The sequence below is a fragment of the Nocardioides agri genome (genome assembly GCF_013778305.1).
Lineage (GTDB): Bacteria > Actinomycetota > Actinomycetes > Propionibacteriales > Nocardioidaceae > Nocardioides > Nocardioides agri.
In genome coordinates this window covers 1,120,292-1,137,901 of sequence record NZ_JACEIC010000002.1, presented here as the reverse complement: position 1 = coordinate 1,137,901, position 17,610 = coordinate 1,120,292, and the positions used below count along the sequence as shown (strand labels likewise).

The 17,610-nt window shown below is 73.5% G+C and carries 15 protein-coding genes; 1 reads left to right on the top strand and 14 read right to left on the bottom strand.

The window, feature by feature from the left end; all coding sequences use genetic code 11:
- Positions 1-83 precede the first annotated feature (83 nt).
- Entirely contained in the window at positions 84-1,751 is a 1,668-nt protein-coding gene (locus HZF07_RS10005; RefSeq protein WP_181645016.1) for an FAD-binding dehydrogenase, read from the top strand.
- Here HZF07_RS10005 and HZF07_RS10000 read toward each other — a convergent pair.
- The 14 genes from HZF07_RS10000 to HZF07_RS09935 form a co-directional block, all read right to left on the bottom strand.
- The gene (locus HZF07_RS10000) at positions 1,748-2,218 is read right to left on the bottom strand and encodes a nucleoside deaminase (protein ID WP_157341319.1); all 471 of its coding nucleotides are present in this window, start codon (positions 2,216-2,218) and stop codon (positions 1,748-1,750) included. The two genes, HZF07_RS10005 and HZF07_RS10000, sit on opposite strands and share 4 nt — an antisense overlap.
- Positions 2,215-4,806: a molybdopterin-dependent oxidoreductase gene (locus HZF07_RS09995; RefSeq protein ID WP_157341317.1), complete on the bottom strand. Its 2,592-nt coding sequence runs from the start codon at positions 4,804-4,806 to the stop codon at positions 2,215-2,217. The genes HZF07_RS10000 and HZF07_RS09995 overlap by 4 nt, the downstream gene beginning before the upstream one ends.
- Entirely contained in the window at positions 4,803-5,561 is a 759-nt protein-coding gene (locus HZF07_RS09990) for an FAD binding domain-containing protein (protein ID WP_181645015.1), read from the bottom strand. The genes HZF07_RS09995 and HZF07_RS09990 overlap by 4 nt, the downstream gene beginning before the upstream one ends.
- Positions 5,561-6,373, bottom strand: coding sequence for a MurR/RpiR family transcriptional regulator (locus HZF07_RS24395; RefSeq protein WP_181645014.1), 813 nt, complete (start codon positions 6,371-6,373; stop codon positions 5,561-5,563). Before HZF07_RS24395 ends, HZF07_RS09990 begins: the two co-directional genes overlap by 1 nt.
- Positions 6,370-7,617, bottom strand: a complete 1,248-nt coding sequence (locus HZF07_RS09980; RefSeq protein ID WP_157341315.1) for an allantoate amidohydrolase — start codon at positions 7,615-7,617, stop codon at positions 6,370-6,372. The genes HZF07_RS24395 and HZF07_RS09980 overlap by 4 nt, the downstream gene beginning before the upstream one ends.
- The gene (locus HZF07_RS09975; protein ID WP_198346376.1) at positions 7,614-8,825 is read right to left on the bottom strand and encodes a pyridoxal-phosphate-dependent aminotransferase family protein; all 1,212 of its coding nucleotides are present in this window, start codon (positions 8,823-8,825) and stop codon (positions 7,614-7,616) included. The genes HZF07_RS09980 and HZF07_RS09975 overlap by 4 nt, the downstream gene beginning before the upstream one ends.
- Positions 8,822-10,147 (bottom strand): allantoinase AllB, encoded by a 1,326-nt coding sequence (gene allB, locus HZF07_RS09970; protein ID WP_181645013.1) that lies wholly within the window; start codon positions 10,145-10,147, stop codon positions 8,822-8,824. The genes HZF07_RS09975 and allB overlap by 4 nt, the downstream gene beginning before the upstream one ends.
- Complete coding sequence (gene pucL / locus HZF07_RS09965) at positions 10,144-10,977, bottom strand: factor-independent urate hydroxylase (protein ID WP_157341313.1); 834 nt, start codon at positions 10,975-10,977, stop codon at positions 10,144-10,146. Before pucL ends, allB begins: the two co-directional genes overlap by 4 nt.
- 1 nt (position 10,978) lies before the next feature.
- Complete coding sequence (gene uraH, locus HZF07_RS09960; protein ID WP_157341311.1) at positions 10,979-11,299, bottom strand: hydroxyisourate hydrolase; 321 nt, start codon at positions 11,297-11,299, stop codon at positions 10,979-10,981.
- Positions 11,296-11,790, bottom strand: a complete 495-nt coding sequence (gene uraD, locus HZF07_RS09955) for a 2-oxo-4-hydroxy-4-carboxy-5-ureidoimidazoline decarboxylase (protein WP_181645012.1) — start codon at positions 11,788-11,790, stop codon at positions 11,296-11,298. The genes uraH and uraD overlap by 4 nt, the downstream gene beginning before the upstream one ends.
- Before the next feature lie 59 nt (positions 11,791-11,849).
- A complete protein-coding gene (locus HZF07_RS09950) occupies positions 11,850-13,346 on the bottom strand; it encodes an AtzH-like domain-containing protein (RefSeq protein ID WP_181645011.1) in 1,497 nt (498 codons plus the stop codon).
- 166 nt (positions 13,347-13,512) lie between these two features.
- Positions 13,513-15,339 (bottom strand): AMP-dependent synthetase/ligase, encoded by a 1,827-nt coding sequence (locus HZF07_RS09945; RefSeq protein ID WP_157341309.1) that lies wholly within the window; start codon positions 15,337-15,339, stop codon positions 13,513-13,515.
- Between the two features lie 54 nt (positions 15,340-15,393).
- On the bottom strand, positions 15,394-16,542 hold the full coding sequence (locus HZF07_RS09940) for an acyl-CoA dehydrogenase family protein (RefSeq protein WP_157341307.1): 1,149 nt from the start codon (positions 16,540-16,542) through the stop codon (positions 15,394-15,396).
- On the bottom strand, positions 16,542-17,576 hold the full coding sequence (locus HZF07_RS09935) for an LLM class F420-dependent oxidoreductase (protein WP_157341305.1): 1,035 nt from the start codon (positions 17,574-17,576) through the stop codon (positions 16,542-16,544). The genes HZF07_RS09940 and HZF07_RS09935 overlap by 1 nt, the downstream gene beginning before the upstream one ends.
- Positions 17,577-17,610 lie beyond the last annotated feature (34 nt).

Sequence of the window (17,610 nt, the reverse complement as noted above, 5' to 3'; positions counted from 1 at the left end):
CTCGGCCCTTCCGGTCAGCGGAAGTGGTGACCGACGGGTAACCTGCCTCCCACTCGAGATGTGACGCGTGTCATGATCCGCCCGTGAACACGAGCCTCGAGTCCTGTGACGTCATCGTCGTCGGCGCCGGCCTGGCCGGCCTGACCGCCGCGGCCGAAGTCGCCGACGCCGGCAGATCGGTGGTCCTGCTCGACCAGGAGCCGGAGCAGTCGCTGGGCGGCCAGGCGTTCTGGAGCCTCGGTGGGCTCTTCTTCGTGGACAGCCCCGAGCAGCGCCGGATGGGCATCAAGGACTCCCGCGACCTCGCGATGCAGGACTGGCTCGGCAGCGCGCAGTTCGACCGCGACGAGGACCGCTGGCCGCGCGCCTGGGCGGAGGCGTACGTCGACTTCGCCGCCGGCGAGAAGCGCGCCTGGCTGCGCGAGATGGGCCACCGCACGTTCCCGGTCGTCGGCTGGGCCGAGCGCGGCGACGGTCGGGCCGAGGGCCACGGCAACTCGGTGCCGCGCTTCCACATCACGTGGGGCACCGGCCCCGGCGTGGTCGAGCCCTTCGAGCGGCGGTGCCGTGAGCACGCGGCGGCGGGCCGCCTGCGGTTCGGGTTCCGCCACCAGGTCGACGACCTCGTGGTCGAGGGCGGCGCCGTGGTCGGCGTCCGGGGCACCCTGCTCGAGCCGAGCTCGATCCGGCGCGGGCAGGCCAGCAGCCGGGTCGCGGTCGGCGAGTTCGAGCTGCGCGCGCAGGCCGTGATCGTCACCAGCGGTGGCATCGGCGGCAACCACGACCTGGTCCGCAAGACCTGGCCCGCCCGGCTCGGGACGCCGCCGAAGACCATGGTGGCCGGCGTACCGGCCCACGTGGACGGCCGGATGCTCGGCATCACCGAGGCCGCCGGCGCCCGCGTCATCAACCCCGACCGCATGTGGCACTACGTCGAGGGCATCCGCAACTGGGACCCGATCTGGGACAACCACGGCATCCGCATCCTCCCCGGCCCGTCCTCGCTCTGGCTCGACGCGACCGGCAAGCGCCTGCCCGCGCCGTACTTCCCGGGCTTCGACACGCTCGGCACGCTCGCGCACCTGCGCACCACCGGCTACGACTACTCGTGGTTCGTGCTGACGCAGAAGATCATCGAGAAGGAGTTCGCGCTCTCCGGGTCCGAGCAGAACCCCGACCTCACCGGCAAGGACGTCAAGCTCCTGCTCTCGCGGGTGAAGTCCGGCGCCCCCGGCCCGGTCGAGGCGTTCAAGCAGCACGGTGCCGACTTCGTCGTGGCCGACACCCTCACCGAGCTCGTGCGCGGCATGAACGAGATCGCCGACGACGACGCGCCCCGCATCGAGGAGCCGTCGCTCCGCTCGCTCGTCGAGGCGCGGGACCGTGAGATCGACAACGAGTTCACCAAGGACGCCCAGGTGACCGCGATCCGCGGGGCCCGCACCTACCGCGGCGACAAGCTGATCCGGGTGGCCACGCCGCACAAGCTGCTGGACCCGAAGGCCGGCCCGCTCATCGCCGTACGCCTCAACGTGCTCACCCGCAAGACGCTCGGCGGCCTCGAGACCGACCTCGACGGCCGCTGCCTGACGGCCTCCGGTGAGCCGCTTCCGGGCCTGTACGCCGCGGGCGAGGTCAACGGCTTCGGCGGCGGCGGGATGATGGGCTACAACGCGCTCGAGGGCACGTTCCTCGGCGGTTGCCTCTTCTCCGGCAGGGTCGCCGGGCGGGCGGCGGCCCGCGCGGTCTAGTACGTCGTCCGGTCCGGCTTCGCCAGCCACGCCTCGAAGGGCGCGAACGAGCCGGCGTGCTCCCCGGGGTGGACGAGCGTCGGCCAGGTGCTGCGGTCGCGGTCGAAGAGCTCGTAGAACGCGTGGTCGTCGAAGCCGCCGCGGGCGGCGTCGTGCCGGTCGGCCGCGAAGACCACGCGGTCCAGGCGGGCCCACAGGCACGCCGCGACGCACAGCGGGCAGGGCTCGCACGAGGTGTAGAGCACGCACCCGGCCAGCGCGAAGTCGCCGATCGCGGCGCAGGCGGCGCGGATCGCGAGCACCTCGGCGTGGGCGGTCGGGTCCAGGTCGCGGGTCACCCTGTTCTGGCCGCTCCCCAGGAGCACGCCGTCGCGCACGATGACGGCTCCGAACGGGCCGCCTCCGTCCGCGACGTTCGCGACCGCCAGGTCGACGGCCGTGCCGAGCCAGTGGGCGTCGTCGGTCATGCGAGCTCCTCCGGGTGGGTGGTGGCGAGCCGCCAGAGCCGGTCGCGGCTCATCGGCAGCTCGTGGGGTCGGACGCCGAGCGCGTCGCGGACGGCGTTCGCGACCGCCGGCGCCACCGGGTTGTACGGCGCCTCGCTCATCGACTTCGCGCCGCGCGGTCCCAGCGCGTCGTGGGTGTCGGCGAAGAGCACCTCTGTCGGCGGCACGTCGCCGAGCTGCGGCACTCGGTAGTGCCGGAACGACCGGGTGAGCACCTCGCCCTCGCCCACCAGCATCTCCTCGTAGAGCGCGCTGCCGTAGCCCTGCGCGACGCCGCCCTCGACCTGGCCGCGCAGCTGCTCGGGGTTGATCACGACGCCGGCGTCGACGGCGTGCACCGACCGCAGGACCCGCAGCTCGCCGGTCTGGCGGTCGACCGCCACCCGCACCCCGTGCACGTTGAACGCGACCGAGCGCGGCGTGCCGTGGTGCTCGGCCGACCGGGTGACCGGCAGCGGCGCCCCCTCGCCCACCGCGGCGCAGACCGCACGGGCCGCGTCGGCGACCGCCATGCCCGCGACGACCGAGCCGGTCGAGCCGTAGGCACCGGTGTCGTACGCCGTCGCGTCGGTGTCGGAGGAGCGCAGCCGCACCGCGTCCGGGGCGATGCCGAGCTCCTCGGCGACGAGCTGCACGTGCACGGTGGCGGAGCCGTTGCCGAACTCGGCGCTGCCCACCGCGACCTCCGCGGTGCCGTCGGCGTGCAGCGTCACCGAGGCGGTGGCGTGGTGGCCCCGCGGCGGGATGGTCGCGATCATCGCGACCGCCATGCCCTCGCCGACCGCCCAGCCCTCGGGCGCCGGCTCGCCGTCGCCGCGGGCCAGGGCGGTCTCGACCAGGTCGAGGCACTGGTCGAGGCCGTAGCTGCCGTAGTCGAGGTCGGGCGTCGGCGCGCCGTTGACCACGAACGGGTCGCCGGGCCGGACGACGTTGCGGCGGCGCAGCTCGACGGGCGACAGGCCCAGCTCGCGGGCCAGCTCGTCGAGCGCCGACTCGATCGCGAAGATCACCTGCCCGAGGCCGTAGCCCCGGAACGCTCCCGACGGCACGTGGTTGGTGTAGACCGCCTCGCCGTCGACCCGCTTGTTGGGGCAGCGGTAGACCGCCACCGACTCGTGGCAGCCGTGGAAGAGCACGCCGACCGCGTGGTTGCCGTAGGCGCCGGTGTCGCTGAGCACGTCGACCGCGAGCGCGGTGAGCACGCCGTCGGCGTCGGCGCCCGCGGTCACGGACACGCGCATCGGGTGGCGGCAGGGAGCCAGCGTGAACTGCTGCTCGCGGGTCAGCTCCAGCTGCACCGGGCGACCGAGGCGCAGCACCGCGAGGCCGACGAGGTCCTCGACGAGCATCTCCTGCTTGCCGCCGAAGCCGCCGCCGACGCGGGCGGCCACCACCCGCACCCGGTCCGGCGCCAGCCCGAGGACGTGCGCCAGCTCGTCGCGCACCAGGAACGGCACCTGGGTGCTCGTGCGCACCACCAGCCGGCCGTCCTCGTCGAGCCAGCCCCGCGCGCCGTGGGTCTCCAGTGAGGCGTGGGTGACCCGGCTGGTCCACCAGGTGCCGGCGACGGTCGCGGCGGCGGCGGCCAGGCCGGCCTCCACGTCGCCGACCTCGCCGTGCGTGGCAGCGACGACGTTGCGGCCGGGATCGGCGATCCGCGAGTCCTCGGCCGACTTGTCTCCGTGCAGGAGGGGAGCGCCGGGCAGGCGCGCCGTCTCCGGGTCGAAGGCCGCGGGCAGCACGTCGTACTCGACGTCGACGAGCGCGACGGCGCGCTGCGCCTCGGCGACGGAGTCGGCGACGACCGCCGCGACCCGCTGGCCGCGGAAGCGCACCACGTCGTCGAGCATCCGGGTGTCGTCGGGGTCGTCGAGGCGGCTCTCGTGGCGGCCGGTGGAGTAGAGCACCTCGGGCACGTCGTGGTGCGTGAGCACGAGGCGTACGCCGGGCGCCGCGGCCGCGCGGCTGGCGTCGACGCGGGTGATCCGCGCGTGCGCGTGCGGGCTCTGGAGCAGCGCCATGTGCAGCACCCCGGTGTCCGGGAGGTCCAGCGTGAAGGGCTCGGTGCCGGTGACGACCCGCTCGGCGGCCGGCGGGCGGACGGAGTCGCCGAACCCGCCCTGGGCGGTGGTGTTGCCGCTCCCGGCGAGGGCGTCGCGGATCGAGCGGTAGCCGGTGCAGCGGCACAGGTTGCCCTTGAACGTGCGCTCGACGTCGTCGACCGGGCCGACCCCGGCCGCGGTCACGACCCAGCCCGCGGTGCAGAAGCCGCACTGGAAGCCGCCGGCCGCCAGGAAGTCCTGCTGCACCGGGTGCAGGTCGCCGGGGGCCCCGAGGCCGGCGACCGTGGTCACCTCGCGGCCGACGCCGCGGGCGGCGGGGTAGAGGCAGGAGTGCACGGGCGCGCCGTCGACCAGGACCGAGCAGGCGCCGCAGTCGCCGGTGTCGCAGCCCTTCTTGACCTCGAGGTGGCCCGCCTCGCGCAGGAACGTCCGCAGGCACTGGCCCGGCCCCGGGTTCGCGTCGACGGACCTGCCGTTGACCCTCATGCCGCGAGCTCCGCGGCGACCTCGCGGGCCAGCACGCCGGTGACGTGGGCGCGCCAGTCGGTCGGCCCGTGCGGGTCGTCGTACCAGCAGTCGATCGCCGCCAGCCCGGTCTCGAGGTCGTGCCGGTCGAGCACGACCGGCCGGGTGGTCGAGGCGGTGACGACGAGGCGGTCGCCGGACCCGATGACGACGGCCGAGGAGCGGCCGTGGCGGGTGAGCGAGGCGCGGCGGAAGGCGTGCGGCAGCGTCAGTGCGGTGGCGGGGACGTCGATCGCCCGCAGCACCTCGCCCGGTCGCAGCGTGGTGGTGCCGGCGCCGGTGACGAAGGTGGTGACCGGCTCTCGTCGCTCGCCGCCGTCGGGGGTCCACACGAGCGCCGTGGCGTCGAGCGCGCTCGCGAGCGAGACCGCGGCGGCGGCGGGCAGGGCGAGGCAGACGTTGCCGCCGACGGTGGCGACGTGCTGGACCTTCACCGACATCAGGAACGCGTCGGCGCACTGCCGCACCAGCCCGGCCGCCGGACCCCACGGCGCGTGCAGGACGCGCTCGACCGTGCAGGTGGCGCCGATCCGCAGGGTGCCGGGCAGCTCCTCCCAGTCGGGCCAGCCGAGCGTGGTGAGGTCGACCAGCCCGGTGACGGGCTGGGGCTCGGAGAAGAGCCAGGTGCCGCCGGCCAGCACGGTCTCGCCCGGCGCGAGGGCGAGGTCGGCGCGCTCCCGCGCGGCGCGCAGCTCGGTGACCGAGACGAGGTCCACTACTCCACCTCCGCCAGGTGGGCATAGGTGGCGCTGATCGCCGCGACCCGGTCGCGGGCGCTGCGCCCGAGCGCCGACAGCACGGCGTCGGCGAGCACGCTGACCAGGCTCATCGCCGCGGCGTGGCTGTCGAAGGCGAGGGTCGAGGAGACCGGGCACTCCAGCCAGTACGCCGCCGCGGCGGCGTGCCCGCGCGCGGTCTCGTCGGCGATCAGCACGACGGTCGCGCCGGTGGCCGTGGCGGCCGCGAGGGTCGCGGCGAACCCGGCCGGCCGCCGACGGAAGCCGACGAGCAGCAGCACGTCGCCGGCCTCGAGGTCTGCGAGCTCCTCCCCGAGCACCTGGCCGGGCACCGGGCCGAGGCGCACGTCGGGGCGTGCGTGCGCCAGCTGCTGGCGCAGGTGCAGCGCGACCGGGTGGCTGTTGCGCCAGCCGACCACGAGCACGCGGCGGGCGCCTGCGACGGCCGCGACCACCTCGGGCAGCGCCGGGCTCTCGAGCGCCTGGCGCAGCGAGTCCTGCTCGTGGGCCAGGTGGGCAGCGGTCGTCGGCACCCCGTCGACACGTCCCGGCACCCCGGAGGTGCGCAGTCCGCGCAGGTGGTCGCGCACCTCGTCGAAGCCGGTGAAGCCGAGGCTGCGGAAGAGCCGGCTCATCGTGGCCTTCGAGACCCCGGCCAGGTCGGCCAGCTCGGCGGAGCGGTAGGTCCCGAGGTCGTCGAGGTTCTCCAGGAGCGTCTCGGCGGCGCGGCGCTCCTGCGGCGACAGGGTGTCGTAGCGGGCGGCGATCCGCGACTCGATGCGCTCGCTCACGAGGTCCTCCCGTCGGCGTACCGGGCGGCGACCTCGAGCACGGCCGCCGTGAGGGCGTCGAGGCCCGCGGCGACGTCGAGCGCCCGCACGTCCTCCTCGGGGTGGTGGCTGATCCCGTCGTGGCAGCGCAGGAAGAGCATCCCGACGTCCGTGGTCAGCCCGATCGCCATCGCGTCGTGTCCGGCCGGGCTCCACAGCCCGACCGGGTCGTCGTCCCCGGTGCTGCGGATGCCCGCCTGCACCGCCTCCTGGAGCCACGCCGCGCACTCGACCGCCGGGGCGTGGTGGGTCTCGCGCACCTCGAGCCGCAGCCCGCGTCGCGCGCACAGCTCCTCCATCTCCAGCCGCAGCACGGCCCACATGTCGTCGCGCTCGGCGTCGGTGGAGGCGCGCAGGTCGAGGCTGAAGTCGGTGCGGCCCGGGATCACGTTGATCGCGCCGGGCTGCGCCTCGATCCGGCCCACGGTCGCGATGCAGCCGCGGTCGCCGGTCGCGCGCGCCCGGCGCTCGATGAGGGTGATCGCCTCCGCGGCGCCGACGAGCGCGTCGCGCCGTCGGGAGTACGGCGTGCCGCCGGCGTGCCGTGCCTCCCCGACCACGCTGATGCGGAAGCGACGGGCCCCGGCGATCGACGTCACGTAGCCCAGCGAGCGGTCCTCGGCCTCCAGCCACGGCCCCTGCTCGATGTGCGCCTCCAGGTAGCCGAGCATGCTGCCGCGCCGCCGGGCCGCCTCGCCGACGCGGCGCGGGTCCAGGCCGAAGTCGCGGAAGGCCTGGTGCAGCGTGACGCCGTCGCGGTCGCGCAGGTCCCACCACTCGGGCTCCCACGTCCCGGCCACCGCCTGGCTGCCGAGCAGCGCCTTGCCGAACCGGGTGCCCTCCTCGTCGCTGAAGCCGACGACCTCCAGCGCGAACGGCAGAGCCGTGTCGCGCAGGCGCTCGGCGACCGCGATCGCCATCGTCACCCCGAGCATGCCGTCGAAGGAGCCCGCGTCGGGCACGGTGTCGAGGTGGGAGCCGAGCACCAGCGCCGGTCGCTCGCTGGACGGACCCTCGCGCCGCCCCCACTGGTTGCCGGCGGCGTCCTGCCACGGCTCCAGCCCCGCCTCGGCGAGCCACCGGGCCGTGACCGCGTTGGCGGACGCGTGCTCGGGTGAGAGGTAGACCCGCTCGAGGCTCGGCGGCGTGGCGGTGAACCGGTCGAGCTCGGCGCACCGGTCCAGCACGATGCTCGCCGTGGTCATGCGTACACCTCGCGCGCGGCACCCACGCCACCGCCGGCGGTGACCGGCACGCCGTACCCGCGGAGCACCTGCTCGAGCGCCGCGAGCGTGACCAGCACGGCGTCCTTGCGGGCGTTGTAGCCCATCGTGCCGATCCGCCAGACCCGCCCGTGCAGGGGGCCGAACGACGTCCCGATCTCGATGCCGAAGTCCTCGAGGAGGGCGGTGCGTGCCTTGTCGCCGTCGACGCCGTCGGGGATCTCGACGGCGACGACGTTGTGCATCTTGTGCGTGACGTCGCCGAACACACCGAGTCCCAGCCCGCGCACGCCCTCGAGCATCGCCCGGCCGTGCCGCGCGTGCCGGGCCACCGCCGCGTCCAGCCCCTCCTCGACCAGCAGCCGCGCGCACTCGCGGGCGCCGTAGAGCATCGTGGTCGCCTCGGTGTGGTGGTTGAGCCGCCGCGGACCCCAGTAGTCCATGACCTGCGCCAGGTCGAGGTAGTTGCTGGCGATCCGGGCGCCGAGGTCCTCGTCGTCGTCGGAGCGGATGCCCGCCTCCACGTGCTTGCGGGCGTCGATCACCGCGACGGCGCGGTCACCGATCGAGATCGGCGCCGACCCGGACGGTCCGCCGAGGCACTTCTGGAGCCCGGCGGTCGCCACGTCGAGGCCCCAGGCGTCCATCTCGAAGTCGTTGCCGCCGAGGCTGGCAGTCGCGTCGCAGTAGAGCAGGGCGTCGTGCCGCCGGCAGATCTCCCCGAGGTCGGCGAGCGGCTGGCACATCGTGGTGCTGGTGTCTCCCTGCACCACGGCGACCGCCTTCGGCCGCACCGCGCGTACGGCGTCCTCGACCGCCTCGGGGGCGAACACCTCGCCCCACGGCACCTCGATCGTGTGCACCTCGGCGCCGCACCGCGCCGCGATCTCGGTGAGCAGGTGGCCGAACCGCCCGAACACCGGCACCAGCACCCGGTCGCCGGGCTCCACCAGGCTGACCAGGGCCGCCTCGATCCCGGCGCGGGAGGTGCCGTCGACGAGGAAGGTCTGCTCGTTGGCGGTGCGGAACACGTCGCGGTAGAGCCCCATCGTCTCGGTCATCGTGTCGGTCATCCACGGGTCGAACTGCCCGACCAGATGGGCCGACATCGCGCGCAGCACCCGCGGGTCGGCGGTGACCGGGCCGGGCCCCATCAGCAGCCGCGGCGGCGGGTTCACCTGGCTGGTCATCGCGGCCTCCTCAGCTGACGGCCCCAGTCGTGGTCGGGCTCGAGCCGTCCGCGCACCAGGGTGTGGGTGACGCTGCCGTCGAGCTTCAGCCCGTCGTACGCCGAGATGGGGTGCCGGTGCTCGAGTCGCCCGGCGTCGACCTCCAGCGCGACCGTCGGGTCGTAGACCGCGAGGTCCGCGTCGGCGCCGACCTCGATCCGCCCCTTGGTCGTCAGGCCGACCAGGTCGCTGGTGGCCCGGGACATCCAGCGGCTCACGTCGGTGAGGTCGACGCCGCGCAGCCGGGCCTCGTGCGCCACCGCGGCGAAGCCGACCTGCAGCCCGCTGATGCCGCCCCACGCCTGCTGCAGGTCGCCGTCGCCGCGGCCCTTCTCGGCGGGCGTGGTGGGGGAGTGGTCGCTCACCACCATGTCGATCACGCCGGCCCGGAGGCCCTCCCAGAGGCGGTCGCGGTTGCCGCTGTCGCGGATCGGCGGGCAGCACTTGAACTCCGCGGCGCCGTCCGGGATCGACTCCGCCGCGAAGCACAGGTAGTGCGGGCAGGTCTCGACGGTCAGCGGCAGCCCGTCGGCCTTGGCGTCGGCGACCACGTCGAGCGCGCGGGCGCTGGAGAGGTGCAGCACGTGCACCCGGGCGCCGGTCTCGCGACAGCCGTCGACGAGGCGTTGGATCGCCGTGGTCTCCGCAGCGTCCGGCCGGGAGTGCAGGAAGTCGGCGTACGCGCGGCCGGGTCGCACCGGGGCCACGTCGAGCACGGCAGCGTCCTCCGCGTGCACGACCATCAGCGCCCCGATCCGGGCGACCTCGGTCAGCGCCGCGTGCAGCTGGTCGGGGTCGAGGGGCGGGAACTCGTCGACCCCGCTCGGCGAGAGGAAGCACTTGAAGCCGAGCACGCCGGCCTCCCACAGCGGCTCGAGGTCGGCGAGGTTGCCCGGCACGGCGCCGCCCCAGAAGCCGACGTCGACCGCCATCTGGCCGGCCGCCGCCCGCTGCTTGGTGCGCAGGTGGTCGACGGTCGTCGTCGGCGGCACCGAGTTGAGCGGCATGTCGACGAGCGTCGTGACCCCGCCGCGGGCGGCCGCCCTCGTCGCGGTCGCGAAGCCCTCCCACTCGGTGCGGCCCGGCTCGTTGACGTGCACGTGGATGTCGACGACGCCGGGCACGACGTACGCCGTGTCCGGGACGTCGAGCACCTCGCCCGCGACCGGGTGGTCGATCGCCTCGACCGCGAGCACCAGCCCGCCGCGCAGGACGAGCGTTGCCGGCCGGAGCTCCGCGTCGAGGAGCACCCGCTGGGCACGCACCGCGTCGACCGCGGTCACCCGTGCTCCCGGAGGACCGTGGCCTGGATCAGCCCGTAGGGCCGGTCGGCGGCGAAGAAGACCTCGCCGGGGTTGTCGAGCCCGAAGGGCTCGAGGTCGACGAGGAAGTGGTGCTTGTTGGGGCAGGCCAGGTTGACGGACTCGATCTCGTCGTAGCGCTCCAGCACCGCCTCGCCCATGGCGAAGATCGTCTGCTGCAGCGCGAGCGAGTGGTGGGCCGCGAACGTCTCGAGCAGCAGGTCGCGGACGCCGGCGTACGTCGCGTCGTAGTCGAGGCCGTCGCGGCCGTAGGTCCAGGCGGCCGTGACGTTGGTGGCCAGGATCCGGTCGCTCGTCTCCGGCAGCGTCGTGTAGCGGTCGCGGGGGAAGCCGTGGAACTCGGAGTCGGTCGACTTCAGGACCGTGCAGTCCTTGAGGCCCGCCGTGACGACGACGCTCTCGCCGTCCACCTCGACCGACGCGGTGCGGGTCTCCCGGCCGGCGCGGGCGAAGGAGTGGTCGCCGAGCCGCTGCCAGGAGTACTGCTCCGCCGAGAGGTGGGCGCCGGTCACCCACGCGTGTGCGGAGGTGAAGTGACGGGCCAGCCGGAGCAGGAAGTCCTCCGGCGCACCGACGCCGTCGCGGGCGAACGCGTAGACGGTGTTCTTCTGGGTGTCCGTGGGGACGACGTGGCCGTTGTCGCCCTCGGTGTGGCACGCGGTGAAGTCGCCGCGCAGCTGGGTGGTGATGTTGAGGTCGGCGATCGTGTGCCGGTCGCTGCCGCGGTCGACCCGCACCAGCCGCACCTCGGCCTTGCCGTACTGGTTGGGCCCGAGCACGATGCGCGCCATCTCAGCTCCCTCGATAGGTCGAGTAGGCGAACGGGCTGAGCAGCAGCGGCACGTGGTGGTGCGGCCGCGCGGGGTCGATCCGGAAGGCGACGCCCACGACGGGGAAGAACGTCTCGCGGCCCTGCTCGGCATACCAGGAGCCGGTCTCGAAGGTGAGGACGTGCGGCCCGCCCGGCAGGTCGGCGTCGAAGCGCACCCGGCCGTCGTCGTCGGTGACGCCCTCGGCGATCGCCTGGTCGGCGGCGTTGCCGAGGTGGACGCGCAGGCCGACCACCGGGACGCCGGCGGTGGTGTCGAGGACGTGGGTCGAGAGGGTGCTCATGGGACGAGTCCTTCCAGGCGGAGCAGCGCGATCTCGCGCAGCTGACCGGCGGTGACGGCGAGCTCGGTGTCCGGGTCGTTGCCGAGGCGCTCCTCGAGCAGCGCGAGGATCTCCGCCGCCGAGCGACCCGCGGCGCGGACCAGGTAGATGCGGTCGAACCGTTGCTCGTACGCGGCGTTGCCCTCGGCCAGCCGCCGCTGCACGTCGGCGTCGTGCTGGTCGACGCCGGCCTGCTCGCGACCGGACATCTGAGCGCTCGCCCCGCTGCCGGCGTGTCGCTCCCCGATGCGCGGGTGGTCGGCCAGTGCCTGCTCGACCTCGGCCGGCGTCCAGTCCCGGGCGAGGTCGTCGGCGCGGGCGAGCAGGTCGGCACGGTCGGCGTACGGCCGGGCGTCGACCAGGCCGCGCACCCACGAGTCGATGTCGACGCAGGGGCGCAGGGCGGCGTCGGCCTCCCCGGGCGGCAGCGCGTTGAGCTCGTCCAGCCGCACGGACCCTCCCCTCGCGACGCGAAACGGTCGTTTCAGAGGTGCAACGGTCTCGTGCCCGGTCAGGCCAGGTCAATGGCCAGCTGGAGGAGATCGCGGTCGCGGCCGGCGCCGGCCAGGAGACAGACGCCGGTCGGCAGGCCCGAGCGGGCCGTCACCGGCACGCTGACGGCGGGCAGGCCGGCCAGCCCGGCGAGGCAGGTCAGCGTCAGCGTCGCCTCGCGCACGGACTGGAGGCCGGTCCCGAGCAGGGGTGCGACCGACGAGGCGGAGGGCAGCACGACGACCCGGTCGCCGACCAGGTCGCGGATCGTGCTGCGGGCCTCGGCGACCACGCGGCGTGCGGCGTCGGCACTCTCCTCGTCGACCTGCGCCGCGGCCTCGAACCTGCCGCGGACGTCGGTGCCGAGCTCGTCGAGCCGCGGGGCCAGCCAGGCGCCCCGATCCTGCCAGGCCTCCCGGGCCTGGACGGTCTGGAAGGCGCGCAGCCAAGCCGGGAGCGCGGCCAGGTCCCACGACTCGCGCATCGCGCCGTGCTCGGCGGCGAACCGGTCGACGGTCTCGCCCACGTCGGGCTCGGCGAGGGCCAGCAGGCCCGGCACGCTGACCAGCTCGGCGGCCGGGTTGCGCGGCCCCGGCGGCAGCAGCACCTCGCCGACCCGTTGGAGCAGGCCGGCGTCGCGGGTGAGCCAGCCGACGGTGTCGAACGTGCGGGCCAGCGGCAGCACGGCGTACGACGACACCAGGTCGTGGGTGGTCCGGATGCCGTGGAGCCCCTGGTAGGCCGCCGGGACGCGGATCGAGCCGCCGGTGTCGGTGCCGAGGCCGATGCTGGCGTGGCCGAGCGAGACCGCGCTCGCCGACCCCGAGGAGGAGCCGCCCGGCACCCGGCCGGGAGCCCTCGGGTTGGGCGGGGCGCCGTAGTGCGCGTTGGTGCCGGCCAGCGACCACGCGAACTCGTCGGTGCGCGCGATGCCGCGCACGGCGGCCCCGGCCTCGAGCAGCAGCTCCACCGCCCGCGCGGTCACCGGCTCCTCGCGCGCCTGCGCCAGCCAGGCCGGGTTGCCGGCGCCGATGCGCTGCCCGCGCACGGCGTACACGTCCTTGACGGCGACGCTCTCCCCGTCGAGCGGGCCGGAGCCGGTCGCCGGCACGAGCGGGTCGCCGACCACCCGCCACACTCGTGTGTCCAGCGCCGGGGCGGGGGTCGAGACGTGCGCGGCGCTGACGCGCCAGCCGTCGGCGGTCCGCAGCCACAGCTGGGTCTGCTGGCCGCGGCCCCCGCGCTCGAGCTCGGTGACCGCGACGACGAGGGCGTGGTCGTCATCGACGGTCTGCACGTGGGTCTGCACGATCCGCCGCCGCGGCGCCCCACCGCGGCGGCCGCGGAACGCGCTGATCTGGTCGTGCCCGACCAGCAGCCCGTCGGCGTCGCCCCGGATCGTCGTCGGCCCCGGCGCGAACAGCCGGTCGAGGGTCGCGACGTCGTCGTCCATCAGCGCGCGCTCGTACTCCCAGAACGCTTCGACGAGCCCGGGCGGGACAGGTGCTTGGGTCACAGGTCGATCTTGCCGGGTCTGCCCCGACCTGCGGTCGGGGCGCGTGGAGGTCTCAGCGGAGCTTCTGATTCACCTGGTGGATCAAGATCCCCGGACTGACCGCGAACGTCCCGGAAGAACCCAGCGCCCAACCCGCAGGTCGGCGACGGTGCGGTACGAGCAGCGGTCAGCCGTAGAGGCGGTCCACCACGTCGGCGTACTTGGTGTTCACGACCCGCCGCTTGAGCTTGAGGGTCGGGGTCAGCTCCTCGGACTCGGCGGTCCACTCGACGGGGAGCAGCTCGAACGACTTCACCTGCTCGGGGCGGGAGAGGCGCTCGTTGGCGGCGTCGACCGCCTGCTGCACGAGTGCGCGGATCTCGGGCTTCTCGGCGAGCTCGGCGAGGTCGGTGAACTCGATGCCCATCGACTGCGCGACCACGGGGGCGATCTCGCCGTCGAGGGTGAGGATCGCGACGACGTACGGGCGGCCGTCGCCGATCGCCATCGCGTGCCCGATGAGCGGGGACTCCTTGAGGTAGTTCTCGATGTTCGACGGCGCGACGTTCTTGCCAGCCGAGGTGATGATCAGCTCCTTCTTGCGGTCGACGACCGCGAAGAACCCGTCGTCGTCGAGGGTGCCGATGTCGCCGGTGTGGATCCAGCCGTCCTCGTCGATGAGGGCACGGGTGGCGTCCTCCTGGAGGTGGTAGCCGGGGGTGTTGACCGGACCGCGCACCAGGATCTCGCCGTCCTCGCCGAGCTTGACCTCCATGCCCGGGTTGGCGCTGCCGACGGTGCCGAGCTTGAACCCGCCCGGACCGTTGGCGGTGACGGCGCCACAGGTCTCGGTCATGCCGTAGACGTCGTAGACCTTGAGACCGAGCCCAGCCATGAACTTGGCGACGTCGAGCGGCATCGGCGCGGCGGCGGACCCCGCCCAGGTGACCTGGTCGAGGCCGAGCAGCAGCTTGAGGAAGCCGAGGATCTGTTCGTCGGCCTGGCGGTAGTCCGCCTCGATCTCCGGCGTCATCGTGCCGCCGACCTCCTGGGCCTCGACCCACGCGAGCGCCGCGGCCATCGAGTCCTCGACCAGCTTGCGGTTGGCCTCGTCAGGATCGGCGGCGAGCTTGGCGGACAGGCCCGTCTTGATCTTCTCCCACACCCGCGGCACGCCGAAGAACGCCGTGGGGTGCACCTCGCCGAGCGCTCCGAGCAGCTGCGCGGGGTCGCCGATCGCGTACATGTGGCTGCCGGTGATCTGCGGCCCGTAGAGGCCGAGCACCCGCTCGGCGATGTGCGCCAGCGGCAGATAGCTGACCGAGCGCTGCGGGTCCATCAGGCCGGCCCTCTCCTGCGTGGACATCGCTTCGTAGAGCACGTTGTGGTGGGTGAGCACGACGCCCTTGGGGTTCCCCGTCGTGCCGGAGGTGTAGAGGATCGTCGCGGGGGAGTCCGGGGTGAGCTGGGCGGTGCGGCCGGCGACTGCGTCGGGGTTCGCCGCCCGGTACGCCGCGCCCGCGGCCGCCAGGTCGGCCCAGTCCTCGTCGATCATCACGATCCGCTTGACGCTGTCGACCTCGCCGAGCGCCTTCTCCCACCGCGCCCGGTGGTCGGCGGTCTCGAGGATGACCACGGTCGGGCGGGCGTGCCCCGCCACGAACGCGACCTGCTCGGCGGAGAGCGTGTTGTAGATCGACATCGGGGTCGCGGCCGCGAGCGTGCCGGCGATGTCGGCGACGTAGTGCTCGATCCGGTTGCTGGCCATGATGGCGACCGTGTCGCCCGGCTGGACGCCGATCTCGATCAGCGCAGCGGCGACGTCGTGCGCCAGCTCGCTCGTCTCGCTCCAGGTGAGCGTCCGCCAGCTCTCGCCCTCGGGTGCGTGGTGCTTGTCGGAGTACGCCGGCTGGTCGCCGTGCTCACGGACCGTGTCGGCGAGTGCGTCGGGGAGCGTGCGCCCCTCGACCAGGGCCTGGATGCGGGCGCGCTCGGCGAGTACGTCGGTGGACATCGGCTGCTCCTCGGGATGGCGGTGGCGTGGCGTGGGTCACACCATAGCCACCCCTCAGATGCCGAGCGAGCGTCCGATGATCTCCTTCTGGATCTCGGTCGTGCCGCCGTAGATCGTCTGGATCCGGCCGTCCGTGAACGCCCGCGCGATCGGGTACTCCATCATGTAGCCGTAGCCGCCGTGGAGCTGGAGACCCGCGTCGGTGACCTGCTTCTGCAGCTCGGTGGTCCACCACTTCGCCATCGAGGCGAGCGCAGGGTCGACCTCCCCGGCGTTGAGCTTGAGGATGCAGTCGTTGATGAAGACGCGCGCGACGTGCGCGTGGGTGGCCATCTCGGCGAGCACGAAGCGGTTGTGTTGGAAGGAGCCGATCGGCTTGCCGAACGCCGTGCGCTCCTTGGCGTAGGCCAGCGACCAGTCGAGCACGTTCTCGATGGCGGCGACGGCCATCGCAGCGATCGAGATCCGCTCCTGGCCGAGGTTCATCATCAGCGAGATGAAGCCGGAGCCCTCCTCGCCGAGCAGGTTGGCCTTGGGCACCTCGACGTTGTCGAAGAAGAGCTCCGCGGTGTCCTGGGCCTTCATGCCGACCTTGTCGAGGTTGCGGCCGCGCTCGAAGCCCTTCATGCCGCGCTCGACGACGAGCAGCGAGATGCCCTTGTGGCCGGCGTCCGGGTCGGTGCGGCAGACCACGATCACCAGGTCGGACAGGATGCCGTTGCTGATGAAGGTCTTGGAGCCGTTGAGCACGTAGTGGTCGCCCTTGTCGACCGCCGATGTGCGGATACCCTGCAGGTCGGAGCCGGCACCCGGCTCGGTCATCGCGATCGCCGAGATCAGCTCACCGCTCACCAGGCCCGGCAGCCAGCGCTGCTTCTGCTCCGGGGTCCCCAGCTGGGAGATGTAGGGGACGATGATGTCGCTGTGCACCGGGAAGCCGGGGCCGCTCGCGCCGACCCGCGCCAGCTCCTCGGCGACGATCGTGTTGTAGCGGAAGTCCTTGACCCCAGCGCCGCCGTACTCCTCCTCGACGTCGAAGCAGAGCAGCCCCGCCTCGCCGGCCTTCAGCCACACCTCGCGGCTGACCTGGCCGTCCTTCTCCCACTGCTCGTGGTGCGGGACGACCTCCTTCTCCATGAAGGCCCGCACGCTCGCGCGGAAGTCCTCGTGCTCCTGCTCGTAGATGCTGGGACGCTCGGGCATCAGGAGACCCACTCCTTGATCTGGGAGATGGTCGCGGCCGGGTCGGCGGTCGCGGGTGCGACGGACAGCGTGGTGACCCCGGCCTCCGCGAAGGCGGCCAGGCGCTCCTTGACGTAGGACTCGGGGCCGACCAGGTTGCCCGCCTCGAGCCACTCCATCGGGACCAGCGCCTCGGCCTCCTTCTTCTTGCCGTCGAGGTAGAGGTCCTGGATCTGCTTGGCCTCCGCCTCGTAGCCGTAGTGGCAGGCGAGGTCGTTGTAGAAGTTCTTGCCGCGGGCGCCCATGCCGCCGACGTACAACGCATACATCGGGCGGACGAGGTCGAGCAGCGCCTTGGTCTCCGGGCCCTCCCCGATCGCGACCATGCCGCCGGCGCTGATGTCGAGCGGGCCGAGGTCGGCCGAGCGCTTCGCGGCGCCCTTGGCGAGCGCGTCGCCCCAGACCGCCTGCGCCTTCTCCGGGTAGAAGAGGTGCGGCAGCCAGCCGTCGGCGACCTCGGCGGTCATCGCGACGTTCTTGTCTCCGAGGGCCGCGACCCAGAGCGGCACCTCGGCGCGCTCGACCTTGGTGAGGATCTTGAGCGGCTTGCCGAGGCCGAGGCCCTGGTCGGCCGGGAGGGGCAGCGTGATGATGCCGTCGTGGACCAGCGGCTCGCGGCGCAGGCCCATCCGGATGATCTCGATGACCTCCCGGGTGCGGCCGAGCGGCTTGTCGTAGGGCAGGCCGTGGAAGCCCTCGATCACCTGCGGGCCCGAGGCGCCGAGGCCGATGACCGCGCGGCCACCGGACACGTTGTCGAGGCCGGCCGCGGTCTGCAGCAGCGCCCCCGGCGTCCGCGAGAAGACGTTGAGGATGCCCGCGCCGATCTCGATCGTCTCGGTCTTGGCGGCGAGGTAGCCCATCAGCGTGGGGGAGTCGAAGCCGTAGGCCTCGGCCACCCACACGAGGTCGAGCCCCGCCTTCTCCAGCCCGATGATCTGGTCGGCGGCCTGGCGGGGGTTCCCGTCGTACATCAACGGCATCGAGAGCTTCATTGTGACAGCATAACTGTCACAATCAGGGCGGGGT

Coding starts and splice junctions, on each gene's coding strand:
- HZF07_RS09945 (WP_157341309.1), bottom strand. CDS start 15,339: ATGTCCACCGACGTACTCGCCGAGCGCGCCCGCATCCAGGCCCTGGTC.
- HZF07_RS10000 (WP_157341319.1), bottom strand. CDS start 2,218: ATGACCGACGACGCCCACTGGCTCGGCACGGCCGTCGACCTGGCGGTC.
- uraH (WP_157341311.1), bottom strand. CDS start 11,299: ATGAGCACCCTCTCGACCCACGTCCTCGACACCACCGCCGGCGTCCCG.
- HZF07_RS09975 (WP_198346376.1), bottom strand. CDS start 8,825: ATGACCAGCCAGGTGAACCCGCCGCCGCGGCTGCTGATGGGGCCCGGC.
- HZF07_RS09940 (WP_157341307.1), bottom strand. CDS start 16,542: ATGCCCGAGCGTCCCAGCATCTACGAGCAGGAGCACGAGGACTTCCGC.
- HZF07_RS09980 (WP_157341315.1), bottom strand. CDS start 7,617: ATGACCACGGCGAGCATCGTGCTGGACCGGTGCGCCGAGCTCGACCGG.
- HZF07_RS09995 (WP_157341317.1), bottom strand. CDS start 4,806: ATGAGGGTCAACGGCAGGTCCGTCGACGCGAACCCGGGGCCGGGCCAG.
- pucL (WP_157341313.1), bottom strand. CDS start 10,977: ATGGCGCGCATCGTGCTCGGGCCCAACCAGTACGGCAAGGCCGAGGTG.
- HZF07_RS09935 (WP_157341305.1), bottom strand. CDS start 17,576: ATGAAGCTCTCGATGCCGTTGATGTACGACGGGAACCCCCGCCAGGCC.